Annotated in this window: 17 protein-coding genes; 11 read left to right on the plus strand and 6 right to left on the minus strand. The window is 65.4% G+C overall.

The window, feature by feature from the left end:
- Positions 1-6: 6 nt before the first annotated feature.
- On the plus strand, positions 7-1,344 hold the full coding sequence (locus tag AC1VVK_RS05400) for an MATE family efflux transporter (RefSeq protein WP_482904679.1): 1,338 nt from the start codon (positions 7-9) through the stop codon (positions 1,342-1,344).
- Here AC1VVK_RS05400 and AC1VVK_RS05405 read toward each other — a convergent pair.
- From AC1VVK_RS05405 to AC1VVK_RS05420, 4 genes are all read right to left on the minus strand, one after another.
- Complete coding sequence (locus tag AC1VVK_RS05405) at positions 1,331-1,933, minus strand: DUF938 domain-containing protein (protein ID WP_482904680.1); 603 nt, start codon at positions 1,931-1,933, stop codon at positions 1,331-1,333. The two genes, AC1VVK_RS05400 and AC1VVK_RS05405, sit on opposite strands and share 14 nt — an antisense overlap.
- 414 nt (positions 1,934-2,347) lie before the next feature.
- Complete coding sequence (locus AC1VVK_RS05410; RefSeq protein WP_482904681.1) at positions 2,348-3,910, minus strand: DHA2 family efflux MFS transporter permease subunit; 1,563 nt, start codon at positions 3,908-3,910, stop codon at positions 2,348-2,350.
- Positions 3,910-5,064, minus strand: a complete 1,155-nt coding sequence (locus AC1VVK_RS05415; protein ID WP_482904682.1) for an EmrA/EmrK family multidrug efflux transporter periplasmic adaptor subunit — start codon at positions 5,062-5,064, stop codon at positions 3,910-3,912. Before AC1VVK_RS05415 ends, AC1VVK_RS05410 begins: the two co-directional genes overlap by 1 nt.
- The gene (locus AC1VVK_RS05420) at positions 5,057-6,517 is read right to left on the minus strand and encodes an efflux transporter outer membrane subunit (protein ID WP_482904683.1); all 1,461 of its coding nucleotides are present in this window, start codon (positions 6,515-6,517) and stop codon (positions 5,057-5,059) included. The genes AC1VVK_RS05415 and AC1VVK_RS05420 overlap by 8 nt, the downstream gene beginning before the upstream one ends.
- Positions 6,518-6,583: 66 nt before the next feature.
- On the opposite strand from AC1VVK_RS05420, the gene AC1VVK_RS05425 reads away from it, so the two are divergent.
- The 4 genes from AC1VVK_RS05425 to AC1VVK_RS05440 all read left to right on the plus strand — a co-directional run bounded on the left by AC1VVK_RS05425 (position 6,584) and on the right by AC1VVK_RS05440 (position 12,769).
- Positions 6,584-7,204, plus strand: coding sequence for a TetR/AcrR family transcriptional regulator (locus AC1VVK_RS05425; protein WP_132386765.1), 621 nt, complete (start codon positions 6,584-6,586; stop codon positions 7,202-7,204).
- Between the two features lie 204 nt (positions 7,205-7,408).
- Complete coding sequence (locus AC1VVK_RS05430) at positions 7,409-10,831, plus strand: acyl-[ACP]--phospholipid O-acyltransferase (RefSeq protein ID WP_482904684.1); 3,423 nt, start codon at positions 7,409-7,411, stop codon at positions 10,829-10,831.
- Between the two features lie 188 nt (positions 10,832-11,019).
- On the plus strand, positions 11,020-11,517 hold the full coding sequence (locus AC1VVK_RS05435) for an asparaginase domain-containing protein (protein WP_132386767.1): 498 nt from the start codon (positions 11,020-11,022) through the stop codon (positions 11,515-11,517).
- 127 nt (positions 11,518-11,644) lie between these two features.
- Complete coding sequence (locus AC1VVK_RS05440; RefSeq protein ID WP_482904685.1) at positions 11,645-12,769, plus strand: putative bifunctional diguanylate cyclase/phosphodiesterase; 1,125 nt, start codon at positions 11,645-11,647, stop codon at positions 12,767-12,769.
- A 281-nt stretch (positions 12,770-13,050) separates the two neighbouring features.
- Here AC1VVK_RS05440 and AC1VVK_RS05445 read toward each other — a convergent pair whose 3' ends face one another.
- Positions 13,051-13,290, minus strand: coding sequence for a hypothetical protein (locus AC1VVK_RS05445; RefSeq protein ID WP_132386771.1), 240 nt, complete (start codon positions 13,288-13,290; stop codon positions 13,051-13,053).
- A gap of 217 nt (positions 13,291-13,507) precedes the next feature.
- Here AC1VVK_RS05445 and AC1VVK_RS05450 point away from each other — a divergent pair, with 217 nt between their 5' ends.
- Positions 13,508-14,023, plus strand: a complete 516-nt coding sequence (locus AC1VVK_RS05450) for a nitroreductase/quinone reductase family protein (protein ID WP_482904686.1) — start codon at positions 13,508-13,510, stop codon at positions 14,021-14,023.
- A gap of 54 nt (positions 14,024-14,077) precedes the next feature.
- Positions 14,078-15,250 carry an FAS1-like dehydratase domain-containing protein gene (locus AC1VVK_RS05455; RefSeq protein WP_482904687.1) on the plus strand — a complete coding sequence of 391 codons (1,173 nt, stop codon included), beginning with the start codon at positions 14,078-14,080 and terminating at the stop codon, positions 15,248-15,250.
- Between the two features lie 63 nt (positions 15,251-15,313).
- Here the strand turns inward: AC1VVK_RS05455 and AC1VVK_RS05460 are convergent, their stop codons facing one another.
- Entirely contained in the window at positions 15,314-16,156 is an 843-nt protein-coding gene (locus tag AC1VVK_RS05460) for a PhzF family phenazine biosynthesis protein (RefSeq protein WP_482905119.1), read from the minus strand.
- Positions 16,157-16,314: 158 nt separating this feature from the next.
- Between AC1VVK_RS05460 and AC1VVK_RS05465 the strand changes: the two genes are divergently transcribed.
- From AC1VVK_RS05465 to AC1VVK_RS05480, 4 genes are all read left to right on the plus strand, one after another.
- Positions 16,315-16,755, plus strand: coding sequence for a glycine zipper 2TM domain-containing protein (locus AC1VVK_RS05465; RefSeq protein ID WP_482904688.1), 441 nt, complete (start codon positions 16,315-16,317; stop codon positions 16,753-16,755).
- Positions 16,756-17,165: 410 nt separating this feature from the next.
- Complete coding sequence (locus AC1VVK_RS05470) at positions 17,166-17,498, plus strand: glycine zipper 2TM domain-containing protein (protein WP_482904689.1); 333 nt, start codon at positions 17,166-17,168, stop codon at positions 17,496-17,498.
- 175 nt (positions 17,499-17,673) lie between these two features.
- A complete protein-coding gene (locus AC1VVK_RS05475) occupies positions 17,674-18,435 on the plus strand; it encodes a sulfotransferase family 2 domain-containing protein (RefSeq protein WP_482904690.1) in 762 nt (253 codons plus the stop codon).
- Positions 18,436-18,743: 308 nt separating this feature from the next.
- The gene (locus tag AC1VVK_RS05480) at positions 18,744-19,481 is read left to right on the plus strand and encodes an SDR family oxidoreductase (RefSeq protein WP_482905120.1); all 738 of its coding nucleotides are present in this window, start codon (positions 18,744-18,746) and stop codon (positions 19,479-19,481) included.
- Positions 19,482-19,506: the final 25 nt, after the last annotated feature.

Below are 19,506 nucleotides of genomic sequence, written 5' to 3' on the forward strand. Positions count from 1 at the left end.
TTCCCCTTGCTCCGCTTTTCCCGCCCCGACACCGCACAGGCGCGCTTGCTCTGGTCCATCGCCCTGCCCGCGATGCTGACCAATCTGGCGACCGCGCTGTTCGGGCTGGCGGACATGTGGGCGATCGGCAGGCTGGGCGACGCCCCGGCGCAGGGCGCGGTGGAACTGGGCGCCAAGTTCATGATGGCGCTGCTCAACGTCTTCAACTTCCTGCGCACCAGCACCGTGGCGCTCACCGCGCAAGGGTCCGGACGCGGCAATGCTCAGGCGCAGGCAGCCACCTTGGCGCGCGCGATGGCGGTGGCGCTGGGGATCGGCACATTGCTGATCGCCGCGATGCCGCTGGCGATCCCGCTCGGTCTGGACCTGCTGGATGCCAAGGCGGCGGTGCGCGAGAGCGCGCAGCACTACATCGCCATTCGCTATTGGGCGGCGCCGCTGTGGCTGGGCAATTGCGTGCTGGTGGGGTGGCTGATCGGCCAGCGACTGGTGCGCCATGTGCTGGTGGTGGAAGTGACCGCCAATGCCGTGCACATCGCGCTGGACCTGTTCCTGGTGCTGGTGGTGCACTGGGGCGTTGCCGGCGTGGCGACGGCGACTTTGACGAGCGAAGCGTTCAAGTTCCTCCTCCTTGCCGCCATCGTGCTCAACCGCCCTTCGGCGCGTGCCGCCTTCACCGCGATGCGCCGCCGGGTGACGTGGCGCCGCGCCGATCTGGCCGCGCTGTTCGCCCTCAACCGCGACCTGTTCCTGCGCACGCTGCTGTTGACGGCGGTGCTCCTGCTGTTCGCCCGCACCGGCGCGCAAGGCGGGCCGGTGACGCTGGCGGCCAACGGCATCCTGTTCCAGCTGTTCATGCTGGCCACGCTGATCCTCGACGGGTTCGAAAGCGCCGCGCAAGTGCTCTGCGGAGAGGCGCTTGGCGCCGGCGAGCGATCCCGCTTCAACGCCGCCGTACGCGCCGCGCTGCTCTGGGGCGGGGTGACGGCGCTGGTGCTGACGCTGGGCTATGTATTCGGCGGAGAGGTGCTGGCCGCACGCTTCAGCACCGATCCAGCGGTGATCGCCCGTGCCGCGCAATTCGTGCCATGGGTCATGGTGCTGCCCATCGCCGGCTATGCGTCCTACGTGCTGGACGGCGTCTTTGTCGGCGCGGGATGGACGCGGGCGATGCTGGGAACGATGGCCGTCTCCATGGCGATCTACGGCGCGCTGATCTGGCTGCTCCATCCGCTGGGCAATGCGGGATTGTGGACCGCCTTCACCCTGTTCTTCGTGGCCCGCGCGGGTAGCCAGTTGGCCGTGCTGCCACGCAAGGTACGGGCCAGCTTCAGCGCTTCCTGAAAACGACCGTAAGGTTGTTGGCCGGCATCTCGATCACGCGTTCGAGAGCAAACCCGTGCGCATCGGCCTCCCTCGCGACCTCTTCCAGCAGGCGCAGGCCCCATGCCGGATTGCGGCGCTTCAGATCCTCGTCGAAAGCGGCATTGCTCGGCTCGATCGCATGGCCTTCGCGGCGGTAAGGGCCGTAAAGCACCAGCGCTGCACCCGTGGCCAACAGCCGCCCCGCTGCTGCCATCAGACCCTCGGTCGCCGCCCAGGGGCTGATATGGATCATGTTGATGCAGACCAGCGCATCGGCATGCGAAACCGGCCATTCCGCGGCAGCCGCATCGATTTCCAGCGGAGCGAGGAGGTTCGGCACGCTCTCCGCCTCCCGCCACGCCTCGATCGAAGTGCGGGCATCGGCATCCGGATCGCTGGGCTGCCAATCAAGATGCGGCAAGCCGCGCGCGAAGTGGACGGCGTGTTCGCCGGTGCCGCTGGCCACTTCCAGCACCGTGCCCGATGCCGGCAGGACATCGCGCAGCACGTCGAAAATGGGATCGCGATTGCGGGCGACGGCGGGTGCGGTGCGGCGAAGATCGGACATGGCACGGGCGTAGCCCCGGCACATCATGCCTGCAAGACGCTCACTCCCACAGGCCGAGCGTGTCCATGTCGTCAGGCTCGGGGATGCAGAGCTGAAGCTGGAAGAACTTGCTGCCGATGTGCTCGCGCAATGCGGCACGGCTGACGGCTGAAGAAAAGCGGGGTCCCGTCTACGCTGGGACGACGGGGATCAGGGCGGGCTGTCAAAAAAGCTAAGCGCCCACCTCTCCTGCAGCACCGGCCCACTCCCCCACCCGACCTCCCTGCAGGACACAATCTGGGAGGTCGGGTGGGGGAGTGGGCCGGTGCTGCAAGCCTTCGACGGATGTCGGAGGCGCACTCAACAAAAAAGCCGCCGACGCCGGGGGATGGGGGGAGGCGTCGGCGGCTTGACCGGTCGGCGGGCTAAGGCGGTTTAGTGCCCGCCGGAGGCCGGCTTCGCACCGCGGGGGGGACGCGGTGCAATCCAGATCGTGCAGGCGGCGATGAACAGCAGGATCGCGCAGAGTGCGAAGACATGCACGGTTCCCAGCGCCGTTCCCTGCGCAGTAACGAGGTTGGCAAGCGTCTGGCGCGCCTGTTCCATGGAGAGCCCTGCCCCCTGGAGCTTGTCCATGGTCTGCTGCGCCCCGTTCATCGAGGCAGCCATGTCCGCCCCGTTGGCGCGGCCCATGTCTTCCCAGATCGTCGTCACCAGTGCGGTGGCGATGGCGCTGGCAAGCGTGCGTCCGAAGTTGGCGATGCCTGCAGCACCCGCCGTCTCATGCGGCAGCACCGAGGCCAGACTGATCGTGGTGAGCGGCACCATGAACAGCGAGACGCCGACGCCCTGCACCAGTTGCGGCCAGGCGATAGTCCAGAACGGCACTTCGGTAGACCAGCTGGTACGGAAGATCGCGCAGATGCCGATCCACGAGATGCCGATGAACACCAGCAGGCGCGGATCGAAGCGCTGCATCAATTTGGGCACGAAAGGCGATGCGATCACGGCCAGCACGCCGGAGAAGGCCATCGCCTCCCCCGCCTGGGTGGCGGTGTATCCCATCGAGGTCTGGAGCCATTGCGGAATCACCACGACCGAGGCGAAGTAGGTGCCGAAAGCGATGGTCAGTGAGAACGTCGCCGCCGAGAAGCCGCGATGGCGGAAGACTTTCAGGTCCACCACCGGATGTTCCTCGGTCAGTTCCCAGATCACGAATGCGATGAAGAACAGCACCGCGATCACCGCCAGCGCGACGATGAAGGGCGAACCGAACCAGTCCCGCTCGCGCCCAAGGTCCAGCATCATCTGGAACGCGCCGACCCAGCAGATCAGCAGCAGCAGGCCGACGACGTCGATCGGCAGCTTGCGCGTGGGCGTCTCGATCCCGCGCAGCATCGTGAACAGGCCGAAGAAGACCAGCGCCACGATCGGCACGTTGATGAAGAAGATCCACTCCCATGACCAGTTGTCGGAGATGTAGCCACCGACGATCGGGCCCGCGATCGGGGCGGTGACGACCGTCATCGCCCACATCGCCATGGCGCGCGGATGCATGTGCTTGGGGAAGATGCGCAGCAGCAGCGTCTGCGTCAGCGGCATCAGCGGACCGCCGCAGAAGCCCTGCCCCAGGCGGAAGACTACCAGCAGCGGGAACGTATGCGCGATGCCGCAGAGCGCGGAGAACACGCCGAAGCCGATCAGCGAGAGCAGGAACACCCGCAGACTGCCAAAGCGGCCCGAGAGCCACCCGGTCAGCGGCACGCAGATTGCCTCCGCCACCGCGTAGGACGTGATCGCCCAGGTGCCGTTCGACACCGAGACGCCAAGACCGCCCGAGATGTGCGGGATCGAGACGTTGGCTATCGTCATGTCCAGCACGACGACGAAGTTGGCCATCGCCAGCAGGAAGCCGGCGATCAGCAGCCGCGCACCGGTGAAGGTGCCGTCTTGCCCTTCGCTCCCTGGCGCCCCAGCTGCGGGGGGAGCGCCGGCCATCAGTTGCCGCCCGTCAGATCGATCTCGGCATCCATCGAAAGACCGATACGCAGCGGATGCTTCTGGAGATCCTTGGGATCGAGTTCGATGCGCACCGGCAGGCGCTGCACCACCTTGATCCAGTTACCCGTCGCGTTCTGAGCCGGAATCAGCGAGAACGCCGCGCCGGTGCCGCCCGCGAAGCCCACGACCTTGCCGTGGAACTTCACGCCCGAACCGTAGAAGTCGGACGTCAGCGTGGCGTTCTGTCCCGGACGGACGTTGCCCAGCTGCGTTTCCTTGAAGTTGGCGTCGACATAGAGTTCGTTCACCGGAACAATCGTCATGGCGACGGAGCCGATCTGAACCTTCTGGCCGATCTGGATCGCGCGCTTGGCGATCACGCCGTCGATCGGCGCGCGCACCACGGTACGTTCGAGATCGAGCTTGGCCTGGTCCAGCTTGGCCTGCGCCTGCCGGATCTGCGGCGCGGTGCTGGTCGTGGTGCCCTGCGTGATGGCGACGGCGGCGTCTTCCTGACGGCGGGCGCTGATCGCGTTGGCCTGCATCTGGGCCAGCCCTGCATGGGCTTCGCCTTCGGCAGCCTTGGCCGAGGCCAGCGCCTCGCGGGCAGTGGTCAGGTCCTCTGCGGAGACGGCGCCGCTGCCGACCAGCGCGGCACGGCGGCTATAGTCCGCCTGCGCCTTGGTCAGCGTGGCCTGTGCGGAAGCGAGCTTGGCCTTGGCCGAATTGATCTCCGCCTCGCTGGCTTCGGCCGAAGCGCCCAGCGCCCGGTTGTTGGCAAGCGACTGGCCATACGTGCGCTGCGCGGAAGCCAGCTCCGCCTCGGCCTGTTCAAGCGCGATGCGCTGGTCCTTGTCCTCGATACGGAACAGCAGCTGGCCCTTCTTGACCGGCTGCGTGTCGGTAACGAGCACTTCGATCACCCGGCCCGACGTGAGCGGCGTGACTTGTGCGTTGTCGCCGCTGACATAGGCGTTGTCGGTCGAGACCGAGCGGCCGCCGATGAAGAATTCATAGGCGCCATAGAGCACCGCGACGCCGACGACCGCAGCGCCAAGACCCAGCAGCAACGGCTTGCGGCGTTCTTTGCCTAGCACGCTCCCCGAATCGGCGTTTTCTTGTGCAGGCGAACCCTGCGCTTCGTCAGTCATTGTCAGCGGCCTTCTTGCTGGAATTGTCTTCGTAACCGCCGCCGAGAGCGCGCTTGAGCGCGACGTCTTCGGCCAGCGTCCGGAAATGGGCATCGACCGCCTGCTGGCGGGCATCGAGCGCGGTTGTCTGGGCCGTCAGGGCATCGAGATAGTTGCCGATGCCGCCGTGATAGCGCTGGAACGCAAGGTCCTGCGCGCGGGCGGACTTGGCTCCGGCCTCTGCCGAAGCCTGTTCCTGCACGAGGGCCGCGTCACGGCTCGCCAGAGCGTCCGCAACATCCCGAAGCGCGCCGGCCACGGTCGAATTGTAGTTCGCCACGGCTTCGTCGTAGGAACCGCGCGCCTGCGTATAGCCGCCCTTGAGCCGGCCGCCCTCGAAGATCGGCAGGCTGATCGCGCCGGTGCCATTGCCGTAGGTCGAACTGCTCTTGAACAGGTTCGAGAGGCCAAGCGACTGCAACCCGATCAGGCCGGAAAGCGAGATATCCGGCATGAACGCGGCCTTGGCGGCACCGATCCGCTTGTCCGCCGCTTCCGCGCGCAGACGCGCGGCAACGATGTCCGGGCGGCGGCCGACAAGCCCGATCCCGGCGTCACCCGGAATCGCGACAACGGGGATCGCGGCAATCGAAGTAGGCGTGATCGAGAGCCCGCGATCCGGCCCGGCGCCCAGCAGCACGGCCAGTGCATGGCGGCGCAGCAGGATCTGCTCGTCATTGGCGGAAAGTGCCGCGCGCGCCGAGGCGGCGAGCGCTTCGGCCTGACGCAGCGGGGATTCGTCGTCCAGTCCCTGGCGCATGCGCTGGCCGGAAAGGTCGACCAGAGACTCGCGTGCCTTCACCGCGTCCTTCAACGCCTCGCCCCGCGCGAGCAGGCGGGCAAGGTCGAAGTACGAGGACACGACGTTGGAAGAGATCATCAGTTCGGCCTGCCGGGCATCGGCCTCGGTGGCCATCTGCTCGGACGTGGCGGCCGCAAGCTGCTTGCGGTTCTTGCCCCAGAGGTCGAGGTCGAAATCGCCCGAAAGCGCGAGCGAGCCGGTGCTCTTCCAGCCGTGCGGCACGAATTCGGCGGGAATGCCGTTGTTGTAGCTCTGCTTGGCCATGCCGGCGGAGCCCTGCCCGTTCACGCTCGGCAAAGTGGCCGCGCCGGCCACTTCGGTCGCGCCGCGCGCCTGCAGGATGCGCGCCTGTGCCACGGCGACATCCGGCGAGCCGGCCAGAGCCTCCGTCACCAGCGCATCAAGCTGCGGATCGCCATAGGCGGTCCACCACTGCTGCTGCGGCCAGGCGGCATTGGCCTGTTGCGAGGACAGCGATTGCGCACTTTCCAGCGTTGATGGGGCGCGCATCTGCGGCTTGGGCCCAAGATCGGGCACTGCACAGGCGGACAGCGAAAGGCCGACGACCAGCAACGAGGCTGCCGCGACTCGGGGGGAGAGGATCGTACTCATCAGTACAGTTTTTATCGACCTCGGCCTTGCCTGTGTCAATCGGAAAGCGTACTATGCAGTACTGAGATGACAAATACGGGTAAGAGAGAACTCAACAAGGCCAGAAAGCGGGCGGAGATCGTCGAGGTGGCGACCCGATCGTTCTTCGAACGCGGCTATGGTGCCACCAGCATGTCGGCGATTGCCGACGAGTTGGGCGGCTCGAAAGCCACGCTCTGGGCCCACTTCGCCTCGAAGGAAGACCTGTTCGCCGCCGTGGTGGACAACAAGGTCGAAGCCTTCTCCAAGGACGTGGACGAAGTGCTGACCAGCCAGTCGTTCTCGTTTTCCGCGCTGCGCCGTGCGTGCCTGCGCTTCCTCGACTGCCTGCTGCGTGAGGATTCGGTGCAGCTTTTCCGCCTCGTCGTCAGCGAGGGGGAGCGCTTCCCCGAGATCACCGAAATGTTCTATTCGCGCGGCCCGGAGAAGTTCCGAAGCTGCGTCACCCGGTTCTTCGCCACGTCCTTCTCCGAGGCGGAAGCACAGCGGCTGACCCTGCTGATCGTCTCTGCGATGGTCGGTTACCGCTCGGACGTGCTGATGCGCCCGGTCAAGCCGACCTTGCGGGACCGCGAGGGATTCGTGGACAATGCCATCGGCCTGATCGACTGGCCGCGCCCCTCCCCCGCCCGCAGCGAAGCGGCCTGAACGGCCGCGCTGCGCCGCTTCAACCGCAGACATGACGCCCGCCCGAACCCCGTTTGCGCGCTTAAATTGAACACTGTCTATTTTTTAAATTGAACGTCGTTCAATTCCGTGTGAAGAAAGACTGCGACAACGAATCGCAGGCGGTTTAACCGCCTGCAAAGTCCTTGAAGTCCAAGCGGTCCATTCAATCACGGGGATACGGGCGTGGCGGCACCAGACTTTTCATTGCTTTCGAAGCGGCGTTTTGCGCCGATGTTCTGCGTCCAGTTCCTTGGCGCCTTCAACGACAACCTGCTGAAATACGCGATGCTGCTGCTGGCCAATTACGGCCTGCTGCGCGACGCGCCGGACAAGGCGGGGATGCTCTCGGTGGTGGCGACGGGGCTGTTCACGCTGCCCTATTTCCTGTTCTCCGCCCTCGCCGGCCAGATCGCGGACCGGATCGACAAGACAAAGCTGGTCCGCTGGATCAAGCTGGCCGAAGTGGGGATCATGGGCCTCGCGCTGGTCGGATTCGCGTGGGAATCTATCCCGGTCCTGCTCGCAAGCCTGTTCATGATGGGCCTGCATTCCACTGTGTTCGGCCCGGTGAAGTACTCGATCCTGCCGCAGCACTTGTCCGAACGCGAAGTCATGGGCGGCACCGGCCTGATCGAGGCGGGCACTTTCCTGGCGATCCTTGGCGGACAGCTTCTGGCCGGGCAGGTCGTGCCATGGGAAGGGGGGCTCGTCGCCATGGGGCTCGCAGTGCTGGGCTGGGTCGCCGCGCAGGCGATCCCGCCCGCACCGCCCAGCCGTGACGGCCATCCGATCGATTGGAACATCGCGCGCGGAACCTGGGCTGTGCTGGTTGCCGCCCATCGCGGCCGCGGGGTATGGCTGGCGGTGCTGGGCATCAGCTGGTTCTTCACGGCGGGCGCGATCCTGCTGACCGAATTCGTCCCGCTCGTCTCCGACACGCTGCAAGCGCAAAAGGAAGTGGCGACGCTGTTCCTCATCGTCTTCTCGGTGGTCATCGCACTTGGCTCGATGACGGTGAACCGCATGCTCAAGGGCGAAGTGTCCGCGCGCTACGTGCCGGTGAGCGCGCTGATGCTGTCCATCGGCCTGATCGACCTCTGGCTCTCCACCCGCGCATTCGTGCCCACCGTGATCGACGCGACCGTGCGCCAGTTCGTGGCCAATCCGCAGTCGTGGAAGATCTTCGCCGACTTGGTGGTGATCGCCTTCTCGGGCGGCATGTTCATCGTCCCGCTCTATGCGATCCTCCAGATTCGCTCGGCGCCGGAGGAACGCTCGCAGGTCATTGCCGCCAACAACATCCTCAACGCAGGCATGACCGTGATCGCTATCGCCATCGTGGCCGCCCTGCTGGCGAGCGGCGTGAGCGTGCCCGGCGTCATCGGCGTGCTCGGCTTCGCGACGCTGGTGGTGGCGGTGATCTCGATCTGGCTGCTGCCGGAAACGCTGTTCAAGGCCGTGATCCGCGCGGTGCTCAAGGTGCTCTACCGCGTCGAGGTGACGGGCATGGAGAACACGCCGAAGCCCGGCGAACCGGCCGTGGTCGTGGTCAACCATCTCTCCTACCTCGACGGTCTGCTGCTGGGCGCGTTCCTGCCCGGCAAACCGACGTTCGCGGTCCACACTGCCATCGCCAAAAGCTGGTGGATCCAGCCCTTCCTCAAGCTGTTCCGCGCCTTCCCGGTCGATCCCACCAATCCGATGGCGGCCAAGGCGATGGTCCGCGCCGTCAAGGAAGGCCGGACCTTGGTGATCTTCCCCGAAGGCCGCATCACCGTGACCGGCGCGCTGATGAAAGTGTTCGACGGTCCCGGCATGGTGGCCGACAAGGCCGACGCGCCGATCATCCCCGTCCGTCTGGACGGGCCGCAGTACACCCCCTTCTCCCACCTCAAGGGCAAGGTCCGCCAGCGCTGGTTCCCCAAAGTCTCGATCGAAGTGCTGCCCGCGCGCCGTTTCTCCATCGAGGGCGAGATGACCGCCCGCCAGCGCCGCGCCATCGCCGGCCGCCGTCTCTATGACGAGATGAGCCGGATGATCTTCGACACCAGCCATACCGACCGCACGCTGTTCGCCGCGCTTTGCGAAGCGCGCGCGGTCCACGGCGGCAAGACCAAGGTGGTGGAAGACATCAAGCGCACGCCGCTGGCGTACAACCGCCTGATCCTGGGCGCCGAACTCTTGGGCGAACGGCTTGCCTATCGCACCCGCCCGGGAGAGGCGGTGGGGCTGCTGCTGCCGAACGTCAGCGGCGTCGCCCTCGCCTTCTTCGCGCTTCAGGCCGAGGGACGCGTGCCCGCCATGCTGAACTTCACGGTGGGTCAGGCCAGCCTCGTTTCCGCCTGCACGACCGCGAAGATCGAAACCGTCGTTACCGCACGCGCCTTCGTCGAACAGGGCAAGCTGGACGCCGTGATCACCGCGCTGGACGCGGACGGTCGCAAAGTGCTCTACCTCGAAGACCTGGCCGCCGAAATCGGCACCGCCGCCAAGCTCTGGCACATGTTGACCGGCCGTCTTGCCGCCAGCCGTCATGCCCGTCGCAAGGTTTCGCCCGATGCGCCGGCGGTGATCCTGTTCACCTCGGGCTCCGAAGGCGCGCCCAAGGGTGTGGTGCTAAGCCACCGCAACCTGCTCTCCAACTGCGCGCAGCTGGCCGCGCGGATCGACTTCAACCCTGCCGACGTGGTGCTGAACGCGCTGCCGGTGTTCCACTCGTTCGGCCTGACCGGCGGCACATTGCTGCCGCTGCTGAACGGCATCCGCACCGTGTTCTACCCCAGCCCGCTGCACTACCGCATCGTGCCCGCGCTCGCCTACGACGCCAACGCCACGATTATGTTCGGCACCGACACCTTCCTCTCCGGCTATGCCCGCATGGCGCACAGCTATGACTTCTACTCGCTGCGCTACATCTTTGCCGGCGCGGAGAAGGTGCGCGAGGAAACCCGGCGCACCTATGCCGACAAGTTCGGCCTGCGCATCCTCGAAGGCTACGGCGCCACCGAGTGCGCGCCGGTTATCGCGGTGAACACACCGATGCACTTCAAGGCGGGCACGGTCGGCCGGATGCTGCCGGCGATGGAAGCGCGGCTTGAAGAGGTCCCCGGCATCGCCGAAGGTGGCCGTCTCTATGTGCGCGGGCCGAACGTCATGGCCGGATACCTGCTGGCCAGCGAGCCCGGCGTGCTCCAGCCGCCCGCCGAGGGCTGGCACGACACCGGCGATATCGTCACCATCGACGAGATCGGCTTCGTCACCATCCGCGGCCGCGCCAAGCGCTTTGCCAAGATCGCGGGCGAAATGGTCTCTCTGCCGGCCGTCGAGGGTTATGCCGCCAAAGTCTGGCCCGATGAGGAAAGCGCCGTGGTCACCCGGCCGGATGCCAGGAAGGGCGAGCAACTGGTACTCTACACCACCGCCAAGGGCGCGGATCACAAGGCGCTTCAGGAATGGGGCCGCGCCAACGGCATTGCCGAACTGATGATCCCGCGTGACATCCGGGTGCTGGATGCCCTTCCCGTGCTCGGCACCGGCAAGCTGGATTATGTGACGCTGACCGAGATGGCAAAGGTAGCCGAACTTCACGCGATGGAGACGGAATAACCCCTCAAACACAACCTCGTCGCCCCCGCGAAGGCGGGGGCCCCGCTTTTGAGTTCATGCGGAGAGGTGGAGCACTACACTGCGTCTCCGTGCCTCCGCGTCTCCGCGCGTACCGAAAAAGAGAAGCGGGATCCATACACATCCGCCAACGGTTGCCCCGCCCTTATCGCCGGTTTAAAGGCGCGGGCATGACCCAGGCTCTCCCCCCGATCCTCGTCGTCACCACGGGTGGCACTTTCGACAAGCAGTATTTCGACGCCCTCAGCGAATACCAGATCGCCGAGAGCGTGATCGAAAAGCTGCTCAAGACCTCGCGCGTCGCCCATCCGTTCCGCGTGGTGGAACTGCTGCGCAAGGACAGCCTCGAACTCACCGACGAGGACCGCGCCCTCATCCGCGCCACCATCGCCGCCGCGCCGGAAAGTCACGTTGTTGTCACCCACGGCACCGACACCATGACCCACACCGCCCAGGCGCTCGACGGTCTGGAAGGCAAGACGGTGGTGCTGACCGGCGCCCTCGCCCCCGCGCGCTTTGCCGAGAGTGATGCCACGTTCAACCTCGGCATGGCTTTCGCCTGCTGCCAGTCGGCCCAGCCCGGCGTGTGGATCACGATGAGCGGCTCGGTGTTCAACGGCCTTCAGGTCCGCAAGGACCGCGAAGCGGGAAAATTCGTAGCGATTTAAAGCGATTTGAGGCCCAAGCCAGCCTCGACCTGACGAAAACCTCCCCGCAATCGTTATCGGCAGCCTGTTTTAAGGGCTTCGACGGAATGCGCCCTTGGCAAGCTGCAAACGCGCCTTGGCCCAAAGTATGACGCTAGAGGTACGCAACTTGCGCGAAGTGGACACCGTGGGCCGCCTTGGCGGCGACGCGTTCGCGCTGCTGCTGCAGGACGTGGACGACGAGGACAACGCCTCTGCTCTCGCCGCCAAGCTGGTGCGGCTGATCGAGCAGCCGATCGTCCACGAAAGCCGGGTGATGCATGTCGGCGCCTCGCTGGGCATCGCGCTCTGCCCGCAGTGCGGTTTCTCGCCCGCCGGACTGCTCTCGGCGGCGGACGATGCCATGTACGAGGCCAAGCGCGGCCTTGCCAAGCTGGCCACCTGGCAGGAAGGCATGCCCTCGCACCCGCCGGTTGATCCCAAGTTCATGCTGGAGGAACTGGAAGCCGCCATCGCGCATGTCACGCTGCAATGGCACTGGCAGCCTAAAGTGGACATGCGCGACGGCCGCCTGCTCGGGTTCGAGGCGCTGGTGCGGTGGAACCACCCGCGCATCGGCAATATCCCCGCCGACCAGCTGATCCGCGCGGTGGAGCACAGCCCGCTACTGGAAACCTTCACCCACCAGTGCATCGACAAAGTGCTGGAACAGTTCGCGCAGATTCAGGACAAGGTGGACGGCGCCTCGATCTCGATCAACCTTTCCGCCCGGATGCTGGAGCGCCCAAGCTTCGTCGACGGTCTGGTCGACATGGTGAACTGCCACCGCATCGATCCCCGGCGGGTGACGCTGGAACTGACCGAGACGGCGCTGATCACCAACCCGTCACAAGCCCGCCGCGTGGTGGAGCGCCTGCGCGAGAACGGCATCGCGCTTTCGATCGACGGCTTCGGCGCGGGCTTCACGTCGTTCGGCTACTTGCGCGATTTCGCGATCAGCGAGATCAAGATCGACCGCTCGTTCATCCAGCGCTTCACCGAAAACCGCTTTGACCAGTCGCTGGTGAACAGTCTGGTGGTGCTCTGCGACAGCCTCGGCATCCCTTTGGTGGCAGAGGGCGCGGAGAATGAGGAAATCCGCAACCTGCTGGTCTCGCTCGGCTGCTACAACGGCCAGGGCTACGGCATTTGCCGCCCGATGCCCTACGAGGACGTGCTGGACTGGATGGAAGGCTGGCAGGAGAACACGCCGTTCCGTCAGTTGAATGCCTGAGGGGTTGAGTTGTCGCTTGGGTCCGGCATGTACGGAAGGGGAGTCAGACTGCCAAAGTCATCCCGTCGCCCCGTGCAGGCGGGGGCCCCGCTTTTCTTTGCCCCGTTACAGAAGAAAGCGGGATCCCCGCCTACGCGGGGATGACGAAGAGAAAGCCACTGAATTCACTTCCCCACCCCGCTCATCCTGAGCTTGTCGAAGGATGTTGAACCAGCGCCGCCGGGGGCTTCGACAAAGCGGATTTGAAGAGTTGGGATTATGGGTGAGCGGACGTGCTGGCTTCACCATCCACCGCCCCAATATTCTGCGATAGCGCCAGCGGCAAAGCCAACTCCGATAGCAAGGATGAATACGCCGTAGCCGGTAAGTGCTTTGCGCATGTAACCCGCGTGCTTGTCTAACTTCTTGAAACCGCTTGCCCACATTGGAAACCAATAGCGGCTCGCGTAGACGTGAGCGGCGACACCAACACACCAAGCGCAGATGAATACCACTTCCATGCTCTTTGCGAGAAAAGTCATCCCGCTTTTTTCGCACGGCGCTTCGAAGTCCGCAATGTCGGCGCTTCCAGACGGTCCGCTCCCTGCCTCCTCCAAACCTCACCAGTCCGGTAGCTTCCTAAGCTGGTTGTTGCAAAACCCGCCCCGGTGATACTTCCCCGCCAGAGCGCATAGTTTCTGGACCCGCCGCGCAACCTTCGCGATCTTCCGCCGCAATAACCGTGGAGAGGAGCGCGGCATGAGCGACGAAACCGCAGCAGCCATCAGTGCCGTCAGGCGCGACTGGGTGACCGAGCATCGCGAGATGTACTTGGGCTCGGGCGGCGCGCAGGGCCATATCGTGGACATCACCCCCGTCGGCGGGCGCAAGTTCGCGACGCATTGCCTGGTGAAATACACCGGCCGCAAGAGCGGCAAGGTCTTCATCACCCCGCTCTGCTATGCCGATATCGGCGGAGAAGTCGTGATCTGCGGCTCCAAGGGCGGCGCCGATACCCACCCGCAGTGGTACCTGAACCTCGTCGCGGACCCGCAAGTCGAATTCCAGATCGCCACACAGGCCTTTCGCGGCACCTGGCGCGAGCCGGAAGGCGCCGAGCGCCAGAAAGTCTGGGACTTCTTCATCGACTGCCACCCCTTCTATGCCGACTATCAAAAGTCGACCGACCGCGTGCTGCCGCTGATCCTGCTGAAAGGCGATGAGGAAATCCCGGTTTTCAAGCTCGAGGACGCGACCGGCACCCGCACCGCCTGACCCTAATTCCAGACCAACCCAGCGGCCGCCTCGCCGCCCAAGGACACGCATCCGATGAACGCTACCGCCACAGCCACGCTCGACTGCTCCGATATCGACCAGTACCTCGGCAAAGTCATGGACTTCTCGCCCCTGCGCGAGCCGATTGCCGCCAACGACATCCGGCGCTGGGTCCATGCGATGCATTTCCCCAACCTCGTCCATTTCGACCCAGACTATGCGGCGGCCAGCCGCTGGGGCGGCCTTGTCGCGCCGCAGAGCTTCCCGATCGCCACCGATGACGGCCACGGCGCCGCGCCGGCCTGCGTGGGCTGCATTCCCAATTCGCACTTGCTGTTCGCGGGCGACGAATGGTGGTTCCACGACACCCGCATCAAGGCGGGCGACGTGATTACCAACACCCGCATTCCCTTCGATTATGTCGTCAAGGAAACCGGCTTCGGCCCCACCTGCTTCCAGCGCGGCGACAACAACTACACCAACCAGCATGGCGAACCGATCGCCACGCAGCGCTCCACCGCCTTGCGCTACAACGCTCATGCCGGCGGCGCGGCGGTCAATCCGGCCGACTTCGACGATCCCGAGTGGACCGACGAAGCGGTGGCGGACATCGAGGCGCGCGTCTTCGCCTGGGTGAAGATGCTGCACGACCTTGGCCACAAGGAACGCTGGTGGGATGACGTGCAGGTGGGCGATCAGCTTCCCGAGCGCGTGTTCGGCCCGCACTCGCTGGCCAGCTTCGCCACCGAATGGCGCGCCTATATCGTCAACACCTGGGGGACGATGAACTTGCGCAAGAACGATCTCGAAGCCCTTGGCTTCACGCGCGAGATGGCCGGGTACGAGAACGATCCGGACATGATGAAGGAGAACCCCTTCCTCACCGACGGCGCCTATTACGGCCCCTCACGCGGGCACCTGTTCCCCAAGTATGCCCGCCGCATCGGCATGCCGCGCGGTTATGGCTATGGCGCGTCGATGGGCTCCTGGGTGACCGACTACCTTTCGGGCTGGGCGGGCGAGCATGGCATGCTGGTCCACTCCGTCTCCAACTATCGCGGCCCGGCGCTGACCGGCGACGTGACGATCCAGACCGCCGAAGTGACCGAAAAATCGGTCGATGCAGAGGGTCGCCACCTCATCCACGTCAAGCACCTGATGACGAACCAGCGCGGCGTGAAGATGTGCCTCGGCACCGCCGAAATCGCGCTGCCCAAGAAGGCGTAATTTCGCCTGACGATGGAAAAGGCTGGGGTTGGCACACAGCCCCAGCCTTCCATTTCCGTCATTCTATGCAGGTTGCAACGCGCCGCCCGAAGACACCGTATCCACGCGGCCCGCGATCCAGATCGAACCATCGGGTTCTCGGGTGCAGTGGACCAGACCGTCCGCGCCCACCTTGCGGCCCTGTGCGGCGACATAGCCGCCCTCGACCAGCCCCGCTCCGAACAGATACTGCGCCACGGCGGCGTTGAGGCTGCCCGTCACCGGGTCCTCCACCATGCGTCCTTGCGGATCGGCGAAGAACGCACGCACCTCGAACTGCGCGGGACCGCCGGGCGCACAAGGCCCCAGCAGCGCGACATCGGTTCCCTTCGGCGCCTTCGCAACCGGCTCGGCGGCCAGCACGGCCCCCGAACTCGCCAGATGCAGCAGCTTCCAACCCGGCCCATTGGCGGCATGAACGGCCGCGACAACGGTCTGGGGATCGGCACCGGAAAGCCGGATCGTCTCCGCCCGCTCCGCTTCGTCAAGCGGACCTTCGCGCAGCAGCCGGGGCGCACGGAAAGCCAGCATGCCCTGTTCCTGGCGCACCTCGACCAGTCCTATCCCGCATTCCTGCACGATCCGACCGGGCACTTTCGGCACCCCGCCCGCTGCCAGCCAGGCATGGGCGGAACCCAGCGTCGGATGCCCTGCGAACGGCAATTCGCCCGCCGGATAGAAGATCCGGACGCGGTAGTCGGCCGCCGGATCGGTCGGCGGCAGCAGGAAGGTCGTCTCCGAAAATCCCAGCCAGCGCGTCAGCGCCTGCATCTGCCCGGTATCGAGTTCCTCGCCCCCGCGCACCACGGCCAGCGGATTGCCGCGCAGCGCGGCCCCTGCAAATACGTCGACCAGATCCAGTAACATTTGCGCCATGATTGCCGCCCTCTTCGCTTCGTCGTAGACGGGCCCCGGACCACCCCTCGCACAGCGCTGGCGCCGTGCCGTTAATCGGAAGTTTTGGAGCCTAATTCCACGATGACGGTTAGGTCCTCGGACGAACAATTCCAATAAGGAACAATCTGATGAAGAAGCTTCTGCTCGCGCTCACCATGGCGGCCGCAGTCGCCCCCATGGCAGCACCGGTGTCGGCAGATCCGCCGCGCCACGACGATCGTCGCGGGCATGACAATCACCGTCCGAACGATCCGTACTATCGCGGACCCGACGGGCACCGCCCGCCGCCGCCGCCCCCACCGCGCAACAACATGTACGATTCGCACGGCTACTATCGCAATCCGCACCGCATCACCCGCAATGACCACGTGTGGCGCGGCCGTGACGGGCGCTACTATTGCAAGCGCGACAACGGCACCACCGGTCTCATCATCGGCGCCGGCGTAGGCGCGCTGGCCGGCCACCAGATCGCCGGCAATGGCGACCAGACGCTCGGTGCGATCCTCGGCGGCGTCGCCGGCGGCGTGCTCGGCCGCGAGATCGATCGCGGCGATCTGCACTGCCGTTGACCCGGAACCGGCCCGCCACCGCGCGGGCCGGAACCCACGTTCGGGCGCCCGGTCGAACAGCCGATCGGTTACCGCGACAGCTTCCCGGCACTCTGGCACGACCGCGCCGCGCTGGACGAAATCCTCGCCAAGCTGGCCGGCGCGACACCCAGCACTTTCGGAAAATTCAAGATAAAGTAACGGCTTGATGGCCGCGATGCTTCGGCGCGCCTGAAACCGGCCGGCCATGCATCGGTTCGAATACATGCAACGAAATATTTCGAACGCAGGCCGTGCAAAAGCATTCGCCGCCCTCAAGCAACGTTCCGTCGCTTAAAATCGCGAAAATCGATTTGTTCATCTTGGGTTGAAGTGATCGGCGCGAAGACGGGGCTCGGTCGCCAAATAGAATTTTCATCTCGGAGGACACTTTGCGTAAAACCCTGATCGCCGCCACCATTGCCACCATGGCAGTTCCGGTCGGCATGTCGATTTCCGAAACCGCCGAAGCGCGCGGTCGCGGCCCCGAATATCACCACACCAACAATGGCATCCGCTACTGGCGCGGCAACGACGGCCGTTACCGCTGCACGAAGTCGAACGGCACCACCGGCCTGCTGATCGGCGGCGTTGCCGGCGCCCTGATCGGTCGCTCGATCGACACCCGCGGCGATCGCGCCACCGGCACGATCCTCGGCGCCGGCGCTGGTGCGCTGCTCGGTCGCTCGATCGATCGCAACAACAGCCGCCCGCGCTGCGGCTGATCTCAGACTGATCGGGCCGGTTGGCCCATAGATCGATGGGGGGCGCGCCGGCGAAAGCCGGCGCGCCCCTTCTTGTTTTACGGTGTTGTTCTGGCGCCATTTACCGGCGCCCGGTTTCATGGGCTGAAATATTCTGAAATCCGCAACTCACATGAAGGCCTCAGGGCCTTGCCCCATGGCAACCGTTCTTGAGACCCCCGCTCTGGACAGGACCGCCGGTACCACCGGCCTGAACCGGATCATCGCTTCGGCCTTCGGCGTGCGCCTCGTCAGCGACGTGCCCGAACGGTTGTCCCGCTTCGGACTGCGCCCTCTGCTGGATGCCAAGCGCCGTCAGCGGCTCAATCGGATCCGCATGAGCGGCCTGTTGTTCATCCATGTTCCCAAGAATGCCGGCACCTCGATCAGCGACCGGCTCTACGGCGCCCAGACCAAGCACGCTTCCGCCATCTATTATGCCCGGGCGGCACCGGACCTGCTGATCCTGCCCAGCTTTGCGATCGTGCGCAATCCGGTCGAACGGTTCCTTTCCGCCTATCGCTACGCCCGCGCAGGCGGAACCTTGCATCGCACGATTTCAGCCCCGTTTCGCGAACGCTACACCGCCTTTCGTTCGATCGACGACGCCATCGACCACCTTGCTGCCGCGCGCAGCCCGTTCGATCTGGATCACGTCTTTCGACCGCAATCGTGGTACTTGCTCGATGCCTGTGGCCAACTGGCGGTTGACCGGCTGATCCCCTATGAGCGGATCGGTGAAATCGGCAGGCTGCTGCGCCGGCCGGATCTGGAGAACCTGCCGCAGTTCAACTGCTGCGAAACAGCGTGCGAACTGCCGGGACGCGCCCAGCTCGATTTCCTCCACCAGTTCTATGCTGACGATTTCGCCTTGCGCGAAAGGGCTCTGAAAGCCGGCGCACCGCTGCTGACGCCCTGATCCGGACGCCCGGTTCAAGGGGGCCGGTTCAGGGGGCCAAGTTCAAGGGCCGGCCGTTGGCAGTTCGCGCCGCACTTTGCGGCAGAGGCGAAAAATCAAAGCATTGCTCTGTGCATAGGGGCCTTTCCTAAGCCGCCGTACTATGCTCCTATGCTGGCGATGTTCATGCGGAATCCCCCCTTCCTGACATATCGGAATTGCCCCGTTTCGGCTCCGGCCGGGCAGGCCCGGGGATTTTCACCTGAACCGTGTCAACTGTGTCAACCGGGCCATCAGACGGGGGCCTGCGCTTGACCGAGAGGCCGGCAATGCTCGTCACCGGCGGTGCCAAGCGGATCGGCGCGGCCATCGCCCGTGCCTATGGCTCGGCGGGCTGGCATGTCGTGATCCACTACGGCAACTCCCGCGAACAGGCTCAGGCACTGGCCTCCGAACTGCCCAGCGCCGAAATCGTCAGCTGCGAACTGGATGACTGGAACGCGGGCCCCGCGATGGTCGAACAACTCGCCGCGCGCCTGCCCCGCTGGCGCGTGCTGGTGAACTGCGCGGGCATGTTCGATCTCGACACCGCCGAGGCGCTTGTCCCGGCGACGTTCGAGAAGGCCATGCGCGTCAACGCGGGCACTCCGGCCCGGCTGGCGCAGGCGTTCCTCGCCCATGCGCGCAGCCCGGAAGGCCGCCGCGTGATCCACGTGACCGACCAGAAGCTACTCAATCCCAATCCGGACTTCTTCTCCTACACGATGAGCAAGCACGCGCTCGCCGCGACAGTGCCGATGCTCTCGATGGCCCGCCCGCGGGCGGAAGACCGGATCTACGCGCTCGCACCCGGCGCGATCCTCGCCAGCCACGACCAGAGCGAGGCCGAGACCGAAGTGTCGCACCGGATGAACCTGCTTCACCGCAAGACGACACCCGAAGACGTCGCCGACGCGGCGCTGTTCCTCTCGCAGGGATGGCTCGCAAGCGGGGAGACGCTTTTCGTCGATTCCGGACAGCACCTGCTCGCGCAGCCGCGCGACGTGCTGTTCCTTGCACGGCAGTAAGGGAGGCGCTGCCCGATTTCTCGCC

The organism is Novosphingobium sp. BL-S-32, assembly GCF_056857055.1.